At 66.1% G+C, this 17,090-nt stretch carries 14 protein-coding genes; 4 read left to right on the forward strand and 10 right to left on the reverse strand.

Translation table 11 applies throughout. The features are described from left to right. Positions 1-8: 8 nt before the first annotated feature. Entirely contained in the window at positions 9-1,553 is a 1,545-nt protein-coding gene (locus VHO04_RS18555; protein WP_329629682.1) for a DHA2 family efflux MFS transporter permease subunit, read from the forward strand. 3 nt (positions 1,554-1,556) lie between these two features. On the opposite strand, the gene VHO04_RS18560 is transcribed toward VHO04_RS18555, so the two are convergent. After that, positions 1,557-1,979: a VOC family protein gene (locus tag VHO04_RS18560; RefSeq protein WP_329629683.1), complete on the reverse strand. Its 423-nt coding sequence runs from the start codon at positions 1,977-1,979 to the stop codon at positions 1,557-1,559. An 82-nt stretch (positions 1,980-2,061) separates the two neighbouring features. Here VHO04_RS18560 and VHO04_RS18565 point away from each other — a divergent pair, with 82 nt between their 5' ends. From VHO04_RS18565 to VHO04_RS18575, 3 genes are all read left to right on the forward strand, one after another. Further along, positions 2,062-3,948 carry an ABC-F family ATP-binding cassette domain-containing protein gene (locus VHO04_RS18565; protein WP_329629684.1) on the forward strand — a complete coding sequence of 629 codons (1,887 nt, stop codon included), beginning with the start codon at positions 2,062-2,064 and terminating at the stop codon, positions 3,946-3,948. Positions 3,949-4,165: 217 nt separating this feature from the next. Continuing rightward, positions 4,166-5,254 (forward strand): 4-hydroxyphenylpyruvate dioxygenase, encoded by a 1,089-nt coding sequence (hppD, locus tag VHO04_RS18570; protein WP_329629685.1) that lies wholly within the window; start codon positions 4,166-4,168, stop codon positions 5,252-5,254. After that, positions 5,251-5,796, forward strand: a complete 546-nt coding sequence (locus tag VHO04_RS18575; RefSeq protein ID WP_329629686.1) for a VOC family protein — start codon at positions 5,251-5,253, stop codon at positions 5,794-5,796. The genes hppD and VHO04_RS18575 overlap by 4 nt, the downstream gene beginning before the upstream one ends. Before the next feature lie 42 nt (positions 5,797-5,838). On the opposite strand, the gene VHO04_RS18580 is transcribed toward VHO04_RS18575, so the two are convergent. The 9 genes from VHO04_RS18580 to VHO04_RS18620 form a co-directional block, all read right to left on the reverse strand. Further along, positions 5,839-6,492, reverse strand: a complete 654-nt coding sequence (locus VHO04_RS18580; RefSeq protein ID WP_329629697.1) for a YqaA family protein — start codon at positions 6,490-6,492, stop codon at positions 5,839-5,841. A gap of 166 nt (positions 6,493-6,658) precedes the next feature. Continuing rightward, positions 6,659-8,251 carry a bifunctional phosphoribosylaminoimidazolecarboxamide formyltransferase/IMP cyclohydrolase gene (gene purH, locus VHO04_RS18585; protein ID WP_329629687.1) on the reverse strand — a complete coding sequence of 531 codons (1,593 nt, stop codon included), beginning with the start codon at positions 8,249-8,251 and terminating at the stop codon, positions 6,659-6,661. A gap of 342 nt (positions 8,252-8,593) precedes the next feature. After that, positions 8,594-11,443, reverse strand: a complete 2,850-nt coding sequence (locus tag VHO04_RS18590) for a TonB-dependent receptor (RefSeq protein ID WP_329629688.1) — start codon at positions 11,441-11,443, stop codon at positions 8,594-8,596. A 351-nt stretch (positions 11,444-11,794) separates the two neighbouring features. Then, positions 11,795-13,558, reverse strand: coding sequence for a heparinase II/III family protein (locus VHO04_RS18595; protein WP_329629689.1), 1,764 nt, complete (start codon positions 13,556-13,558; stop codon positions 11,795-11,797). A gap of 18 nt (positions 13,559-13,576) precedes the next feature. Beyond that, the gene (gene rpe, locus VHO04_RS18600) at positions 13,577-14,248 is read right to left on the reverse strand and encodes a ribulose-phosphate 3-epimerase (protein WP_329629690.1); all 672 of its coding nucleotides are present in this window, start codon (positions 14,246-14,248) and stop codon (positions 13,577-13,579) included. A gap of 89 nt (positions 14,249-14,337) precedes the next feature. After that, positions 14,338-14,580 carry a hypothetical protein gene (locus VHO04_RS18605; protein ID WP_329629691.1) on the reverse strand — a complete coding sequence of 81 codons (243 nt, stop codon included), beginning with the start codon at positions 14,578-14,580 and terminating at the stop codon, positions 14,338-14,340. Between the two features lie 10 nt (positions 14,581-14,590). Beyond that, positions 14,591-15,562, reverse strand: a complete 972-nt coding sequence (locus tag VHO04_RS18610; RefSeq protein WP_329629692.1) for an alpha/beta hydrolase — start codon at positions 15,560-15,562, stop codon at positions 14,591-14,593. Next, the gene (locus VHO04_RS18615; protein WP_329629693.1) at positions 15,559-15,771 is read right to left on the reverse strand and encodes a toxin-antitoxin system HicB family antitoxin; all 213 of its coding nucleotides are present in this window, start codon (positions 15,769-15,771) and stop codon (positions 15,559-15,561) included. Before VHO04_RS18615 ends, VHO04_RS18610 begins: the two co-directional genes overlap by 4 nt. 10 nt (positions 15,772-15,781) lie before the next feature. Continuing rightward, the gene (locus tag VHO04_RS18620) at positions 15,782-16,684 is read right to left on the reverse strand and encodes an SPFH domain-containing protein (protein ID WP_329629694.1); all 903 of its coding nucleotides are present in this window, start codon (positions 16,682-16,684) and stop codon (positions 15,782-15,784) included. Between the last annotated feature and the right edge of the window lie 406 nt (positions 16,685-17,090).

Below are 17,090 nucleotides of genomic sequence, written 5' to 3' on the forward strand. Positions count from 1 at the left end.
GCTGAATCATGGCCAGCGCCGCTGCCCCCGCCATCCCGGCCGAGCCGCAACCGCTCAGCGGCGCGAAGCTGATCGTCGCCGCCTTCGCGCTCGCGCTCGCCAACTTCGTCGTCGTGCTCGACTCGACGATTGCCAACGTCTCGGTTCCCCACATCGCGGGCGGGCTCGCAGTGTCGCCCACACAAGGAACGTGGGTGATCACCAGCTATGCGGTCGCCGACGCGATCAGCGTGCCGCTCACCGGGTGGCTCGCATCGCGGTTCGGGACGGTGCGCTGGTTCATCATCTCGATCCTCGGCTTCGGCCTCTTTTCCTTCCTGTGCGGCATATCGCGCACGCTCGACGCGCTGATCCTGTTCCGTGTGCTCCAGGGCCTGTCGGGCGGGCCGCTGATGCCGCTGTCGCAGATCTTGCTGCTGCGTATCTTTCCCAAGGAACGGGCGGGCGCGGGGCTCGCGATCTGGGCGATGACGACGACGACCGCGCCGATCCTCGGTCCGATCCTCGGCGGGCTGATCAGCGACAATTGGAGCTGGCCGTGGATCTTCTTCATCAACCTGCCCGTCGTCGCGCTCTGCGCCTTCGGCGTCGGCAGCCTGCTCGGCGGATTCGAGACGAAGCGCGAAAAGGCGCGGATCGACATCGTCGGCCTGGTCCTGCTCGTCATTTCGGTCGGCGCCTTCCAGATCATGCTCGACACCGGGCGCGAGCATGACTGGTTCGGATCGGCGTGGATCGTGATGCTCGCGATCGTCGCCGCGATCAGCTTCGTCGCCTTCCTCATATGGGAATTGACCGACGCCAATCCGGTGGTCGATCTTCGCGTCTTCCGCTTCCGCGGATTCAGCTTTGCAACGCTTGCCATCTCGCTCGGCTTCGGTGCCTTCTTCGCGCAGGTGGTGCTGACGCCGCTCTGGCTGCAGCAGGTCGTCGGCTATACCGCGACCGAGACGGGTTTCGTCGTCGCCTGGCTCGGCTGTTTCGCGGTCTTACTGTCGCCGGTCGCAGCCGGGATGATCGGCAAGGTCGATATCCGCATCTCGATTTGCGCGGGCATATTGTGGATGGCGATGACATCGGTTCTGCGCGCGGGCTGGAACACTGACGTCGGCTATTGGTCGCTGGCCTTTCCGCATCTGTTGCAGGGGATGGGGATGCCCTTCTTCTTCGTCGGGTTGACCGCGCTCGCGTTGAGCTCGGTGCCGATGAAGGACCAGACCTCCGCGGCCGGGCTGATGAGCTTCCTCAGGACGCTGAGCGGCGCGGTCGGCACTGCGATCGCGACGACGGCGTGGGACGACGCGAGCCGCGTTTCGCGATCCGAACTGGTGTCCGCGCTCAACGATCCGGCGGGCGCGATGACGTCGATGGAAAGTGCCGGGTTCACCGCCGACCAGGCGCGGGGCGTGCTCGACCGGCTGGTCGAGGGGCAGGCGGCGACGCTGGGCGTAATCCACCTCTTCCTCGCCTCGGGCGTGATCTTCCTGATCGCGGCGGCGGCGGTATGGCTCGCGCCGCGGCCAAAGCAGGTGTCGATGGGCGCGTCACACTGACGCCTATCGGGCGAACAACTGCCCCAGGTCGGCGAAAGCCTTGAACTCCAGCGCATTGCCCGCGGGGTCGAGAAAGAACATTGTCGATTGCTCGCCCGGCTGGCCAGCGAAGCGCGTGTGGGGTTCGATCACGAAGACCACGCCATGGCGCTGCAGCCGCTCGGCGAGCGCCTGCCATTGCTCGGGCGGCAGCACGACGCCGAAATGCGGCACCGGAACGTCGTGGCCGTCGACCGGATTATGCCCCGCTGCCGCGCGTTCGCCAGCGACGCGATGCGCGACGATCTGGTGGCCATAAAGGTCGAAGTCGATCCAGTCGGCATCGCTGCGCCCTTCGGGACAGCCGAGGACGGTGCCGTAGAAATGGCGCGCGGCGTCGAGGTCGTCGACCGCAAAGGCAATGTGAAAGGGGGCGAGGTTGCTCATGCGCGCGTTTGTGCCGTGCGGCGCACCGAAAAGCCAGCCTCGGGCTTGGGCTTTGCGTCGCGCCATGCTAGGCGGCGCCCCCATGCTGACGATCAATGACCTGACCGTGCGCCTTGGCGGGCGCACCATCCTCGACCGCGCGAGCGCGAGCCTGCCGGCCAGGAGCCGCGTCGGGCTGATCGGCCGCAACGGCGCGGGCAAATCAACCTTGATGAAGGTGATGATCGGCCAGCTCGAGGCCGACGACGGCGGGATCGAAATGCCGCGCCGCACCCGCGTCGGCTATATCGCGCAAGAGGCGCCGAGCGGCGCCGCGACCCCGTTCGAGACGGTGCTTGCGGCCGACACCGAACGCGCCGACCTGCTCGAACGATCCGAAATCGAGACCGACCCCGATAAGCTCGCCGACATCCACGAGCGGCTGATCGCGATCGACGCCTATACCGCGCCCGCGCGCGCCGCGCGCATCCTGATCGGGCTCGGTTTCGACGAGGAGATGCAGGGACAGCCGCTCGACAGCTTTTCGGGCGGGTGGAAGATGCGCGTCGCGCTCGCCGCGCTGCTTTTCTCGAATCCCGATCTTTTGCTGCTCGACGAACCGTCGAACCATCTCGACCTCGAAGCGACGATGTGGCTCGAAAGCTTTCTGCGTGCCTATCCGGGCCAGCTCGTCGTGATCAGCCACGAACGCGACCTGCTCAACAATGTCGTCGATCATATCCTGCATCTGGAGGGCGGCAAGGTGACGCTCTATGCTGGCGGCTATAATGCGTTCGAGCGCCAGCGCGCCGAACGCGCGGCACAGCTTGCCGCGGCGAAGGCGGCGCAGGACGCGCAGCGCGCCAAGCTTCAGGATTATGTCGCGCGGAACAGTGCCCGCGCCTCGACCGCGAAGCAGGCGCAATCGCGCGCCAAGCAGCTCGCGCGGATGCAGCCGATCGCCGCGATTGCGGAAGACCCGAGCCTCGTCTTCGATTTCCCAAGCCCCGGCGACGAGCTGAAGCCACCGCTGATCACGCTCGATCTGGCAAGCGTCGGCTATGCGCCGGGCGAGCCGGTGCTCTCGCGCCTCAACCTGCGCCTCGACCCCGACGACCGCATCGCGCTGCTCGGCCGCAACGGCAACGGCAAAACGACGCTCGCACGGCTGCTCGCGGCGCAATTGAAGCCCGAGGACGGCGCGATGACCTGCGCAGGCAAGATGCGCGTCGGCTATTTCACGCAATATCAGGTCGAGGAACTCGACGGCGACGACACGCCGCTTGGGGCTATGACGCGCGTGATGGCGGGCAAAACCCCCGGCGCGGTGCGCGCGCAGCTCGGGCGCTTCGGCTTTTCGGGGGGCAAGGCGACGACCGAGGTCGCGAAGCTGTCGGGCGGCGAGCGGGCGCGGCTGGCGCTGGCGCTGATCACGCGCGAGGCGCCGCACCTCCTCATCCTCGACGAGCCGACCAACCACCTCGACGTCGACGCGCGCGAGGCGCTGGTTCAGGCGCTCAATGGTTTCGACGGCGCGGTGCTGATCGTCAGCCACGATCGGCACATGCTCGAACTCAGCGCCGACCGGCTGGTGCTGGTCGACGACGGGACGGCGCGCGATTTCGACGGTAGCATGGACGATTATGTCGCCTTCATCCTCGGCAAATCGGCCGCGAACGATGATGTGAAATCGTCGCCCGCGAAACCGAAGGACGCAAAGCTTGCGCGGCAGGAGGCCGCGAAGGCGCGCGAGGCGCAGGCGGCGCTCCGCAAATCGGCCAAGGACCATGAGGCGCGCGCGGCGAAGCTCGCGCAGCAGATCAGCGCGATCGACCGTGCGATGTTCGACCCGGCGAGCGCCGAGCCCGCGCTGGCGAAGCTGACGATGGGTGACCTGTCGCAGCGCCGCGGCAAGCTGGCGTCCGAGCTGGAAACCGTCGAGGTAGCGTGGATGGAAGCGCTCGAAGCGATCGAGACGGCAGCCGCCTAGTCGAGGATTACGCTCAATGGCCCGAACGGGGTGGGGAGTTGAGATTCCCACCTTCGTCATTCCCGCGAAAGCGGGAACCCAGGGTGGGGTTGGGTTATGCGCGCTCTGGGTTCCCGCTTTCGCGGGAATGGCGAAGTATGGGAAAGGGCTCGCGCATTGACTCCCTCGCCTCGATCCATCATAATAGTTTCAATTGAAACCATATAAGGGACTGACCATGGCCGACCTGTTCGAAAACCCGCTGGGCCTCGACGGCTTCGAGTTCGTCGAATTTTCGGCGCCCGAAAAGGGGATGCTCGAACCGGTGTTCGAACGCATGGGCTTCACGCTGGTCGCGCGGCACCGTTCGAAGGACGTGCAATTGTGGCGTCAGGGGGACATCAACCTGATCGCCAATTACGAGCCCAAATCGCCCGCCGCCTATTTCGCCGCCGAGCATGGTCCGTCGGCGTGCGGCATGGGCTGGCGCTGCCGCGATGCCGCGAAAGCCTATGCCGCGGCGATCGAGCGCGGCGCCGAGCCGGTCGAGGGCAAGACCGGACCGATGGAATTGCGGTTGCCCGCGATTCGGGGCATCGGCGGCTCGATCATCTATCTGATCGACCGTTATGGCGACGACCTGTCGATCTACGACATCGATTTCGTCTATGAGGAGGGCGTCGACCGCCATCCCGTCGGGGCCAGCCTCAAGGTCATCGATCACCTGACCCACAATGTCTACGGCGGCCGCATGGCGCATTGGGCGGCTTTCTACGAGCGCATCGCGGGGTTCCGCGAGATCCGCTATTTCGACATCAAGGGCGAATATACCGGCCTGACCTCGAAGGCGATGACCGCGCCCGACGGCAAGATTCGCATTCCGCTGAACGAGGAAGGCGCGGGTGGCGGCGGCCAGATCGAGGAATATCTGCGCGCCTATAATGGCGAGGGTATCCAGCACATCGCCTTTTCCTGCGACGATCTTTACGAATCGTGGGACAAGCTCAAGGCGCTCGGCAATCCGTTCGCGCCGTCGCCTCCCGAAACCTATTACGAACTGCTCGCCGAGCGCCTGCCCGGCCATGGCGAGCCCGTCGCGGACCTCAAGTCGCGCGGCATTTTGCTCGACGGCTCGACCACCGAAGGCGACCCGCGGCTGCTGCTGCAGATTTTCGGCCAGACGGTGATCGGCCCGGTCTTCTTCGAATTCATCCAGCGCAAAAAGGACGAAGGCTTCGGCGAGGGCAATTTCACCGCGCTGTTCAAGTCGATGGAGCTCGACCAGATCCGCCGCGGCGCCTTGAATGTCGAGGAACCAGCCGAATGACGAGCCCGATCAAACTCGGTGGTGTTCACCACGCCGCCTATCGCTGCAAGGATGCGAAGGAAACGGTCGAATGGTATGAGGCCATGCTCGGCATGACCTACACGACCGCCTTCGCCGAGGATCATGTGCCGTCGACCGGCGAGTACGACCCGTACATGCACGTCTTCCTCGACGCGGGGAACGGCAACATCCTCGCCTTCTTCGAGCTGCCGAACCAGCCCGCCATGGGCCGCGACGAGAATACGCCGCAGTGGGTCCAGCATCTTGCGTTCAAGGTCGGCAGCTATGACGAGCTGGTCGCGGCGAAGGAGCATCTGGAGGCGAACGGCGTCGATGTGCTGGGGCCGACGCACCACGGCATCTTCAAGTCGATCTATTTCTTCGACCCCAACGGCCACCGCGTCGAACTCGCCTGCGACATCGGCACCGATGCGCAATACGCCGAACTCCGCCGCGTCGCCCCGCTGATGCTGGAAGAATGGAGCCGGACCAAGAAGGCCCCGCGCCACGCCGACTGGCTGCATCAGGCGGCGAACGAGTAACGTGGTTTCCCCTCCCGCAGGCGGGAGGGGAGAAGCATCCGTTTACGTCCGATCCAGCCCCATGCTCGCCAGCGTTGCGCCGCTGCACTTGTCGGCTTCCTTCGCCTTGCCGTCGCCCGACAGCGCGCCGATGATCAGGAAACCCGCGACCACCGCAACGATGAACGCGCCCGCGACCCACATCAGATATTTGTCGATGAACGCCTTGATCGGCGCCCCGAACAGCCGGAACAGGATTCCGACGAGCAGGAAGGAAAAGGCCCGGCTGGCGAGGCTGGCCCACAGGAAGGTCCAGAAATTCATGTGGATGAAGCCGGCGGTGATCGTCAGCAGCTTGAACGGGATCGGCGTCGCGCCCTTGATCAGGATGATCTCGGCGCCATATTCGCGGAGGTAACAGGCGGCCGGCGGAAAGGCGTCGGTCAGCCCCAGCACGCCGAGCAGCCACAGCCCGACGCTCTCGTAAAGAAAATAGCCGATCGAATAGCCGAGCATCCCGCCCGCGACCGACGCGAGCGTGCAGATGATCGCATAGCGCACCGCCTTCTTCGGATCGGCGAGACACATCAGGCCGAGCAGCGGGTGCGGCGGGATCGGGAAGAAGCTCGCCTCGACGAAGGCGACCAGCGCCAGCCAATATTCGGCGTGCGGATGCGCCGATTTCTCCATCGTCCAGTTATAGAGGCGCTGGATGATCGATGTGTTGCGGACGATGGCGGTCATGCTGGTCCTTGTCGAATGCCGCCTTCGCGACTGTTCCCACCCCTATGCCGTTCGTGTCGAGCGAAGTCGAGACACGCCGAAACCTTGCGCGTCCCAGACGTATCTCGACTTCGCTCGACACGAACGGAAATTGGGCGGCTTAGTGCCGGAAATGCCGCATCCCTGTGAACACCATCGCCAGCCCCGCCTCGTTCGCGGCGGCGATCACCTCGTCGTCGCGGATCGAGCCGCCCGGCTGGATGACGCAGGTCGCGCCCGCCTCGACTGCGGCGAGCAAGCCGTCGGCGAAGGGGAAGAAGGCGTCGCTCGCGACCGCGCTGCCAACGGTGCGCGGGGTCGCCCAGCCGTGGCTTTCGGCGGCTTCGCGCGCTTTCACCGCGGCGATGCGCGCGCTGTCGCGGCGGTTCATCTGCCCCGCGCCGATGCCTGCGGTCGAGCCGCCCTTGGCATAGACGATCGCGTTCGACTTCACATGCTTGGCGACGGTCCAGGCGAAGAGGGCGTCGGTTAGTTCCTCCTCGGTTGGTGCGCGGTCGGTGACGACTTTTAGGTCCGCACGCGTGATGCGGCCATTGTCACGGGCTTGCGCCAGCCAGCCGCCGGCGATCGTCTTCATCATGAGGCCGCCGCGCGCCGGGTCGGGCAGTTCGCCGGTGAGGAGCAGGCGCAGATTCTTCTTTTTCGCGAACACCGCGCGGGCGTCGGCGTCGGCATCGGGCGCGCAGACGACCTCGGTGAAGATGCCGCTGATCAGCTCGGCGGTCGCGCCGTCGAGCGGCCGGTTGACCGCGATGATGCCGCCGAACGCCGACACATCGTCGCACTTCAGCGCCGCGTCATAAGCCTCGGCAATCGTCGCGGCGGTCGCGACGCCGCACGGGTTGGCGTGCTTGACGATGACGCAGGCCGGATCGGCCTCGCGAAACTCGGCGACCAGTTCGAGCGCGGCATCGGCGTCGTTGATATTGTTGTAGGACAGTTCTTTGCCCTGAACCTGCTCGGCCTGTGCGATGCCGCGCGCGGCCGGGCCGGCGGGCAGGTAGAGCGCGGCCTGCTGGTGCGGATTCTCGCCATAGCGCAGTTCGTTCGCGAGCTTGGCGGTCAGCGGCAGCGTGTCGGGGAACAGCTTGCCCTGATCGGCGAAGGCGAACCAGCTTGCGATCATCCCGTCATAGGTCGCGGTGTGCGCGAAGGCGGTCGCGGCGAGGCGCTTGCGCAGCGCGAGGGTCGTCGCGCCGCCGTTGGCGTCCATCTCGGCGATCACCGCGGCATAATCCTCGGGCTCGGTGACGATGCCGACGAAGGCATGGTTCTTCGCCGCCGAGCGCACCATCGCCGGGCCGCCGATGTCGATATTCTCGATAATGTCGTCGCGCGGGGCGCCCTTGGCGACGGTCGCGGCGAAGGGGTAGAGGTTGACGACGACGAGGTCGATCGCGCCGATGCCGTGCTGCTCCATCGCCGCGACATGCGCGGCGTCGTCGCGCACCGCGAGGATGCCGCCGTGGACCGTCGGGTGCAGCGTCTTGACGCGGCCGTCCATCATCTCGGGAAAGCCGGTGAGGTCGGCGACGTCGAGGACGGTGTGTCCGGCTTCGCGCAGCGCCTTCGCGGTGCCGCCGGTCGACACCAGCTCGACGCCATGCCTGACGAGCGCGGCGGCGAGGTCGGCGAGCCCCGCCTTGTCGCTGACGGACAGCAGGGCGCGGCGGACGGGAACGAGATCGGTCATGGAAAGGGCGGCCTTTGCAAGAGGGGAAAGACGCGGTCGCCCTAGGCGGATGGGCCTATTATCGCAAGCGCCGCACCATAAAAACGCCGCGTCCCCGCCCTTCGACTGCCCGCCGGGCGGGCGCTCAGGATAAACTTCAGCCTTCGGCTGAAGGCGGGGACCCATCTCCTACCGGTTCCGGATGGCGCCGACCGGAGATGGGCTCCCGCCTTCGCGGGAGCACAGGGTTTTATATCGCCAGCGATTAAAGCTCCGGCGCCGCCGCGATCCGGTTCCAGCGCACCGGCCTGAAATTCTGCGCGTGCGGCGCATTGCCTCCGCCCTGTGCGATGAGGCGGCGCATCAGAACTTCACCCGCGCGCCGAACTTCATCGTCCATTTATATTGCTCATACTGAAGCAGGTTCTGGCGGGCGCCGACATTGTTGTACGCATAATATTTGGCGTTGTTGATGTTCACCCACTCGTAAAAGACCTGGAAGCGCTTGGTCACGTCATATTTGGCCGAGAGGTCGAGCTGGAAATGATTGTCGATCATCCGGTCCTCGGGCGCGTCGTCGCCGAGCTCGTCGAGATATTTGGAGCGATAAGTGCCCGCGAGGCGCAGCGAGACCGGGCCCTTCTCGTAACCGAGCGCGACGTTGAAGGTGTGCTTCGACGCCGCCGGCAGGTCGATCTTGCGCAGGTCGGTGATGTCGCCGTCGATCGGCACCTTTCCGGTGGCATCGGTGTAGGTGTAGTTCGCCTGCACCAGCAGCCCGTCGAGCGGCGAGGGCAGGAAGCGCAGCGCCTGCTGATAGCTGAGCTCGAGCCCCCAGACCTTCGCGCTGTCGCCGTTGATCGGGATCGTCGCTTCGTCATAGGCGATGCCCTGATAGACGCCCGGTTCCTCGATATTGGTGTCGACGATGAAATCCTTGATGTCCTTATAGAAGACGCCCGCCGACAGCGCGCCGCCCGCGGGAAGATAATATTCGATCCCGGCGTCGAAGTTCCACGCGCGATAGGGCTTGAGGTCGGGATTGCCGAAATCGCCCTCGCGCTCGTCGTCGTCATTCTGCTCGATGGTGAAATGCGGCGCGAGCTTTGACAGCTTGGGCCGCACGAGGCTCTTGTAGCCCGCGGCGCGCAGGACGAGGTTCTGCTGCGGTTCCCAGCGGATCGTCAGGCTGGGCAGCCAGTCGCCATAGCTGCGCTGAAAGCGGTTCGGGGTGACGCTGGCGATGGTGTCGTCGTCGGCGGTCGTTCCGTCGGGCAGTTCACCGCCCTCCTCGACCGTCAGCACGGTGTTGGCGCGAATGTCGTTCTTCGTATGCTCGTAGCGCACGCCGCCGATCACGCGGAGGGTCGAACTGTCCCATCGGCCGAGCAGATAGCCCGCGACGACGTCTTCGGTGACCGAATAATCGTCGAGGATCGAATCGAGCGTCGAATCAAATTCGTTGAGCTCGAAGATGTCGCGATTGGCGTTGAAGAAGCGGCGCACGCCCTTCTTGTCGAGCACGGGCGAGATGTCGATCAGGCGGTAGGTCTGGTCGCCGACGAGGTCGGCCATCGTCAGGTCGTCATTTTCCCAATAGACGGTTTCGAGATTGTAGCTCTTCTTGCGCCAGCGGCCCTTGGCGCCCGCCTGGATCGTGAAGCTGCCGCCATCGGTCGCGAATTCGCGGCCGAGGTCGAAGCGCGCGCCCCATTCGCGGTCGCGCGAGTCCGACAGCGTGGTGACCTGGATGCTGTCGAGCTCATATTCGGAGGGATCGTAGAAATCGGCAGCCGCGCCGGCGGCGCCGCCGACCGAATAGAGCGGCCGGCGCGGATCGGTCGTGTCGAGGCCGATCACCAGCCCGTCACCCTCGAATTTCTGCTCGAAATTGGCCGGGTCGATCGAGCCGTTCTCGCGCTCGGTCGACTTGGCGAAGCTCACCGAATATCGGGCGTGCCAGCCGTCCGCTTCGGTGTCGCCGCCGAGCACGAGGCTGCGGATGCGCTGGCGCTCGAAGCGATCCTTGAGCGAGCGCTGGATCTTGATCTCGCCATCCTCGTCGCTGAAGTCGACGCCGGTGGCGCCGTTGGCGGTGATGGTGCCCGCATCCTCCAGCTTCAGGCTCGTCTCGCGGCGATATTCCTGGTCGTCGAACTGGCTGTAGACGCCGCGGGCATAGAGGTTGGTCGAACTGCCGACGCGGACATCGAAGTTGAGGTTGGCCGAGAAGCGCTTCCGCTCGACGTCATAGTCGCGGTAGTTGACCTCCTCGGGGAAGATCAGGCCGTCGTCCTCGTTCCAGCCATCGGCCTCGATATTGTCGGTCTCGAACTTGCGCTGATAATAGGAAACGCCGCCCGACACGCCGACATTGTCGCCGAGCCGCTGCGAGAAGTCGATGCTGCCCTTCGGGGTCAGCTTTTCCGAATAGTCGTTGTAGCTGCCCTCGATCTTCGCGGTCAGCAGATTCTTGCGGCGCTCGAACGCGCTCGTGGTGTTGATCTCGATCGACGCGCCGATCGTGTCGGCGTCCATGTCGGGGGTCAGCGATTTCTTGACCTCGATCGATTCGATGCTGTCGCTCGAGATCACGTCGAGCGCGACCGAGCGGATATCGCTTTCGGGCGCAGGCAGGCGGACGCCGTTGACCGAGGTCGCGTTGAGTTCGGGATCGAGGCCGCGGACCGAGACGAAGCGGCCTTCGCCCTGGTCGTTGAGGATGTTGATGCCGGGCAGGCGGCGCAGTGATTCGGCGACATTCTGGTCGGGGAACTGGCCGACCGCGTCGCGGGTCAGCACGCTTTCGACGCCGTCGGCGGCCTTCTGCCGCGACAGCGCGCTGGTCATGTTTGCCGACTGGCCGAGGACGAGGATCGTGCCGTCGGTGCCGAGCACCAGCCTGACGGTGACATTGCCGCTGTCGGACACGGTGACGGTCTCGGTGCGCGGTTCGGCGCCGACGTAGCGCGCCTCCAGCGTATAGGTGCCCGCGGGGACGTCGCCGAAACGAAAGCTGCCGTCGCGGCCGGCCTCGGTCTCGCGATTGAGCTCGATGATGCGGACCTGCGCGCTCTGCAAGGCGCGCGTGTCGCTCGCGTCGGTCACGGTGCCGACGATGTCGGACGCAAAGGCGGTGCCGGGAAGCGCGGCGGCGAGCGAAAGGCAGGTGCCGAGCAGGATGCGCGAGCGGACGGTGCGGAGCGATTGCATATTTTCCCCCTGGAGAGTGCGGAAGATCGCGGAGCAGATTGGCTTCCCGCGATTCGAGGGGGCGAGTGACAGCGCCTTGTGACCGCTGTGTTACGCCGCTGTCACACGAGTGACACAGAAGGGCGGCGCCATCGGATAAGTCGGCGAAATCGGCCATGCCTGTGCGGGCGGGAAAATTTGCGCGGCGGCGAAGGAAAGGAGCCGAACCTCCATCTGTCGTCACCCCGGACTTGATCCGGGGTCTATGCAGGACAGCGCGGAATGAATGGATTCCGGATCAAGTCCGGAATGACGATGGATGGAAAGGTGATTCCCGGCTCAAAGCGAGCGTCAGCGCCCAATCCGGCCTGCTCAGCCGATATGCTTGAAGATCCAGCCGATGCTCGCACCGCCTGCGGGCGCGGTGCCGGTCACGACGAGCTGTTCGGTCGGGTGCGGGCGGCCGTCGCCGTCGACCCACAGGCTTTCCTCGATTTCCAGCGCGCCGTCGGAGGTGCGGAACTGCCACAGCGGCCCGCCCGATATGCGGAGCAGCGCGCCCAATTTGTCGGCGGTCAGGCTCGCCGACAGGTTGCGCCCGAGATGAAAACGCAGGGTGAAGCGCTTGTCGCCCTTGCGGCGGCTGCGCGGGGCGGGGAGCAGCATGTCCTCGCCGCGCAGCTCGCGGCCGTTGGGGGCGAGGATCAGCAGGCGGCGGTGGATGAAGCCGTGGCGGCGGGCATAGCCGTCGTGGCTCATCTCGACGCGGCTGCCCTGCGGCGTCTCGCGCCGGTCGAGTTCGACCTCGGTCACCCCGCGGCCGAGCGCGCCGCTCGGCAGGATCGCGGTCGAATTGCTGTCGGCGATCGTCAGCGTCGAATGGGCGGCGGTGGTTCTGAGGCCGCGCGCGAGGTCGGCGGGGATCGTCGCCCCGGTCAGCGCGGCGCCACCGCAATTGACGACGATACGCTCGTCGCCGTCGCTGAGCTCGAACGCGAGGGTCGAGGCGCAGCCCGCCTCGGTCACCCGCGCGATCGGCGGCGGCGCGGCGTCGGCGAGCAGCACCACCTTGTTCGCGACGAGCCGCTGATAGCCCCAGTCGCGCGCCTGCTTGAGCGGGCGGGTGCGGACGCCGCTCGCGGCGACGACATATTGGATATGGAGGGCGGACGTCGCGCCGCTGCCCTGCCAATTGCCCATGCCGCCGTCGCTGTGGACGAGGCCGAGCAGCGCGGGAACGGCGCGCGCCAGCAGTTCCTGCACGAAGGGCGGCACCTCCATGCGGCGCATGTCATAGACGCGCGCGAGCATCGCCAGCGCCATCACCGCGTCGAGCTGCGCCTGCGGCGAGCGCGCGATATTGCCGCCGTCGGCATAGAAGCTCGTCTCGATCACCTTGCGCAGCCCGGCCTCGCCGAACACCTGCCGCGGCTCGCCGCCGGGCATCAGCAGCGCGGCGGCGACGATGCCGATCCACGCGACGAGCTGGCCGGTGCCGGGGCGCGTCTTGTCGGCGACGCGGTCGAGGTGGCGCGCCGCGCGCGCGAGATGGTTGAGCACCGCCGAGCGATAGATAAGGTCGCTCGACGACAGGATCAGCGGCGCGTGCGCGGCCCAGAAGAGGATGCGCCAGCCCGTATTATCGGCCTGCCATGCCGGTTCGCTCACCGTCTCGCCGTGTGTCGCCAGCCATTGGCGCACGACCGCCTCGGCGATCGGGGCGCCGTCGGCGCGGGTGCCGGTCGCGGCAAGGTCGCGCAGCCAGGCGAAGCTGTGGAGATAGTCGGCAAAGGCCGGCGCGACCGCCAGCGTCGCGAAATCGAGTTCGCCGAGCCGCAGCTTCAGCCCGCGGTGGAGGAAATGGCCGGCGCGGATCGCCATGCCCGCGCGCATGTCGCCGGGCACCGGATCGGCCGGCACGCCGAGCAGTTTCAGCGGAAAGCGGCCCTTCAGGCGAAAGGCGTGGAGCGGCGTGCGCCAGGTGAGCCGGGTGATCTGGTTCGCGATGCGATCGCCGAGCGACAGCCCCTTGTCGGCAGGCAGGCGGATCAGCCTTTTGCCGGGCTCGATCGAATCGTCGAGCGGCGGAGCATCGTCGCCCGGATCGGGAATCGGGCTGGATGGGGGAGAGGTCACAGGCCTGCCCTTCCCCGGTCAGGCGCCGCGCAGGCGCCGGATATTGTCGGCGTAGGCGCCCGGCCCGCCCTTGAAGGTCGCGGTGCCGGCGACGAGCACATCGGCGCCCGCGTCGATCGCGAGCGGCGCGGTCGCGGCGTCGATGCCGCCATCGACCTCCAGCCGGATGTCGCGACCCGATTTCTCGATCATCTTCCTGACCGCCTCGATCTTGCGAAGCTGGCTGGTGATGAAGCTCTGCCCGCCGAAGCCCGGATTGACGCTCATCACCAGCACCAGGTCGATGTCGTCGATCAGATAGTCGAGCATCTTCGCCGGGGTTGCGGGATTGAGCGAGACGCCCGCTTGCTTGCCGAGCGACTTGATGTGCTGGACGCTGCGGTGGATGTGCGGCCCGGCTTCGGGATGGACGGTGATGATGTCGGCGCCCGCCGCGGCGAAGGCGTCGAGAAAGCCGTCGACGGGCGAGATCATCAGATGGACGTCGAAGGGCAGCGCCGAATGCGGGCGCAGCGCCTTCACGACCATCGGGCCGATCGTCAGGTTCGGGACGAAATGGCCGTCCATCACGTCGATATGCACCCAATCGGCGCCCGCGGCCTCGATCGCCCGCACTTCCTCGCCCAGCCGCGCGAAATCGGCGCTGAGGATCGAGGGGGCGATGCGGACGGAGGACGGAGCGGCGGTCATGGGGACCGGCCTTAACCATCTAGCCTTTGTGGGGCAAGCGGGGGCGGGGCGTCCGCGGTGGAAAAGCGCGGCCCTCCCCAACGGGGTATCTATCGCCAGCGCCAGCCGCCTTCGGTCTTGGAGCGGTAGAGCGGCATCGGCGCGAGGCCCGCCAGGATGACGAAGATCGTCATCATCGCCGGCTTGCCGCGCAGCAGCACCGAAACGCCTGCGATCAGGGCGATATGCGCCGCCAGCATGACCCAGCCTTGCCATGTGATCGGCCGGCCGGTGCCGTAGCCGCGATTCTTCGGGCGGAACCAGGGACGGCCGTCGAACACGAGGTGCAGCATGGCTTTCCTTTCAGGCCGCGGGCCGGACGAAGGTAGCGATCGCGTCGACGACCGCTGGATCGATGGGCAGCGCGGGATCGGTATAGGTCGCGATATTCGCGGCGACACCTTCGCCCGCGACCTGTTTCAGCATGTGGCTCATCCCCGCAACCAGCACCAGCCGGGCTCTCGGCTGCGCGGCGGCGAGCGCCTCGGCGTCCCGCCGCGACACTTGTTTGTCCTCGAGACCCGAGACGATCAGGACCGGCTTGCCGATCTTCGCGATCAGCAGGGCGGGATCGTAGCGGAAGACGTCGATCAGATAATCCTGGACCGCGGGATTGAACAGTCCTTGCGCCAGCGCCGGGTGCATGGCGGACACGTCGACATGCTCGCCCTTGGCGAGCGCGTCGATCGCGGTATCGGCGTCGGCGGCGATCGGCGCATTGGCGGGGTTCGCCGCAATCTGTTCGTGCATCACGACATTCAGCTTTCGCCCGGCCGTCGAAAGCAGGACGAGGCCGCAGACGTCGGGATCGTTCGCGGCGGCGAGCGCGACGAGCCCGCCCTCGCTATGGCCCGCGACCCAGATGCAGGGCCGGCCGGTACGCGCCTTGAGCATCTTGACCCAACTCGCGACGTCGGCGGCATAATCGCCGATCGTCACCTTGTTGGGGTCGCTGATCGCGGCCTTGCTGCCGAACATGCCGCGTTTGTCGATGCGCGCGGTCGTAACGCCTTTGGTCGCCAGTGCTTCGGCGAGCAGCCGATAGGTCGATGCCGCGACGCCCAGCGGATTGTTGCCGTCGCGGTCGGTCGGCCCCGATCCGGGGATGATGAGCACCACCGGCGCGTCGGGCGCGTCGGCCATCAGCAGCGTGCCCGCGAGCGGACCGGCGGGGCCGGGAGCCTGAATCGCGGCGCTATGCGGTGCGGCCCACGCCGCAGCGCTTGCCAGTCCGGCGGCGAACGCAGTCGCGGCCAGAATGCGGTGTGTCTTCATGCGCCGCCTCCGCTTTCGGCGCGCGGGCGTCCGCGCTTCGGCTGTTCGCTCGGTTTGAAGCTCACGCCGCGGCGGCCAAGTGCTTCGCGCAGCAGGATTTCGATCTCGGCATTGGCGCTGCGGAGTTCGGCCGCCGCCAGCCGCTCGATCGCGGCGAACAGCGCCGGATCGAGACGGAGGGCAAAGGCTTTCTTGGCGGGCGCGGGCATCGCTCGATCCTCAATAGAGCGAGCCGGCGTTGACCACGGGCTGGGTGTCGCGCTCGCCACACAGGACGACCATCAGGTTCGACACCATCGCCGCCTTGCGCTCGTCGTCGAGCTCGACGACATTCTTTTCGCTGAGCTGGGTCAGCGCCATCTCGACCATCGTCACCGCGCCCTCGACCAGCTTCTTGCGTGCCGCGATCACCGCTTCGGCCTGCTGGCGGCGCAGCATCGCGCCGGCGATTTCCTGCGCATAGGCGAGGTGGGTGAGGCCGCATTCGTCGACGGTGATGCCCGCGACCTCGAGCCGTTCGATCAGCGCTTTCCTGAGTTCGACCCCGACCTCGTCGTGATTGCCGCGCAGCGTGATTTCCTGATGCTCGATATCGTCATAGGGATAGCGCGAGCCGATCGCGCGCACCGCGGCCTCGATCTGCGCCATCACAAACTCTTTATAATCGTCGACGTCGAACAGTGCCTGCGCGGTGTCGGTAACGCGCCACACGACCTGCGCCGCCATCTCGACCGGGTTGCCGCGCAGATCGTTGACCTTGATCTTGTCCGAAATGACGTTGTTCGCACGCACCGCGATCTTCTTGCGCGACAGCCATGGGAGGATCCAGCGCAGCCCGGTCTCGCGGTCGGTGCCCTTATAGGCGCCGAACAACTGGATCGCGGCGGCTTCGTTCGGGTTGATGAGATAGAAACCGCAAAGGATGAGCGTACCCGCGATTGCGGCGAGAACCACGACCACCCATTTCCAGACGAGCTGAACCTCTGCCGTCCCGTTGCTGATCCCCGCCCACAGCGCGACGCCGAGCAGCGCGAGCCAGATCAGCAGCATCAGATAGCCGCTTTGCGTATTGGCGCGCGTCTCGCGACTGCGATTCAGCGCCGGTGTCCCACTCTCGACCATATTTCCCTCCGAATCACTTGATATAAAGATGATATCATATTTATATCGTTTTCGGGGACGGTCAATCGGGCTTTTGATGATGCCTGCTTAGGGGTGGGAAGCTGCCCCTCCCCACCTTCGTCATTCCCGCGAAAGCGGGAACCCAGTGTGGGGTTAGCCGACGCACGCTCTGGGTCCCCGCTTTCGCGGGGATGACGACGATAAGAGGTGCTGAGCGCGACTTTCAGACTCTCGTCATCCCGGACTTGATCCGGGATCCATTCAACCGGCGCTGAGAGAATGGATCCCGGATCAAGTCCGGGATGACGATGCAAGAGAGGTCCGCTTCCAGTCGGATTGCTGATGATCCTCCCTGTCGCGGAGCGATGGGGAGGTGGCAGCGCCCTTCGACTGCCTTGCAGGCGCT

The organism is Sphingopyxis sp., from assembly GCF_036261875.1.
GTDB lineage: Bacteria > Pseudomonadota > Alphaproteobacteria > Sphingomonadales > Sphingomonadaceae > Sphingopyxis.

Bases quoted from the DNA above. Each gene is read 5' to 3' on its own strand.
- VHO04_RS18555 (WP_329629682.1), top strand. From the start codon at position 9: ATGGCCAGCGCCGCTGCCCCCGCCATCCCGGCCGAGCCGCAACCGCTC.
- VHO04_RS18560 (WP_329629683.1), bottom strand. From the start codon at position 1,979: ATGAGCAACCTCGCCCCCTTTCACATTGCCTTTGCGGTCGACGACCTC.
- VHO04_RS18565 (WP_329629684.1), top strand. From the start codon at position 2,062: ATGCTGACGATCAATGACCTGACCGTGCGCCTTGGCGGGCGCACCATC.
- hppD (WP_329629685.1), top strand. From the start codon at position 4,166: ATGGCCGACCTGTTCGAAAACCCGCTGGGCCTCGACGGCTTCGAGTTC.
- VHO04_RS18575 (WP_329629686.1), top strand. From the start codon at position 5,251: ATGACGAGCCCGATCAAACTCGGTGGTGTTCACCACGCCGCCTATCGC.
- purH (WP_329629687.1), bottom strand. From the start codon at position 8,251: ATGACCGATCTCGTTCCCGTCCGCCGCGCCCTGCTGTCCGTCAGCGAC.
- VHO04_RS18590 (WP_329629688.1), bottom strand. From the start codon at position 11,443: ATGCAATCGCTCCGCACCGTCCGCTCGCGCATCCTGCTCGGCACCTGC.
- rpe (WP_329629690.1), bottom strand. From the start codon at position 14,248: ATGACCGCCGCTCCGTCCTCCGTCCGCATCGCCCCCTCGATCCTCAGC.
- VHO04_RS18605 (WP_329629691.1), bottom strand. From the start codon at position 14,580: ATGCTGCACCTCGTGTTCGACGGCCGTCCCTGGTTCCGCCCGAAGAAT.
- VHO04_RS18610 (WP_329629692.1), bottom strand. From the start codon at position 15,562: ATGAAGACACACCGCATTCTGGCCGCGACTGCGTTCGCCGCCGGACTG.
- VHO04_RS18615 (WP_329629693.1), bottom strand. From the start codon at position 15,771: ATGCCCGCGCCCGCCAAGAAAGCCTTTGCCCTCCGTCTCGATCCGGCG.
- VHO04_RS18620 (WP_329629694.1), bottom strand. From the start codon at position 16,684: ATGGTCGAGAGTGGGACACCGGCGCTGAATCGCAGTCGCGAGACGCGC.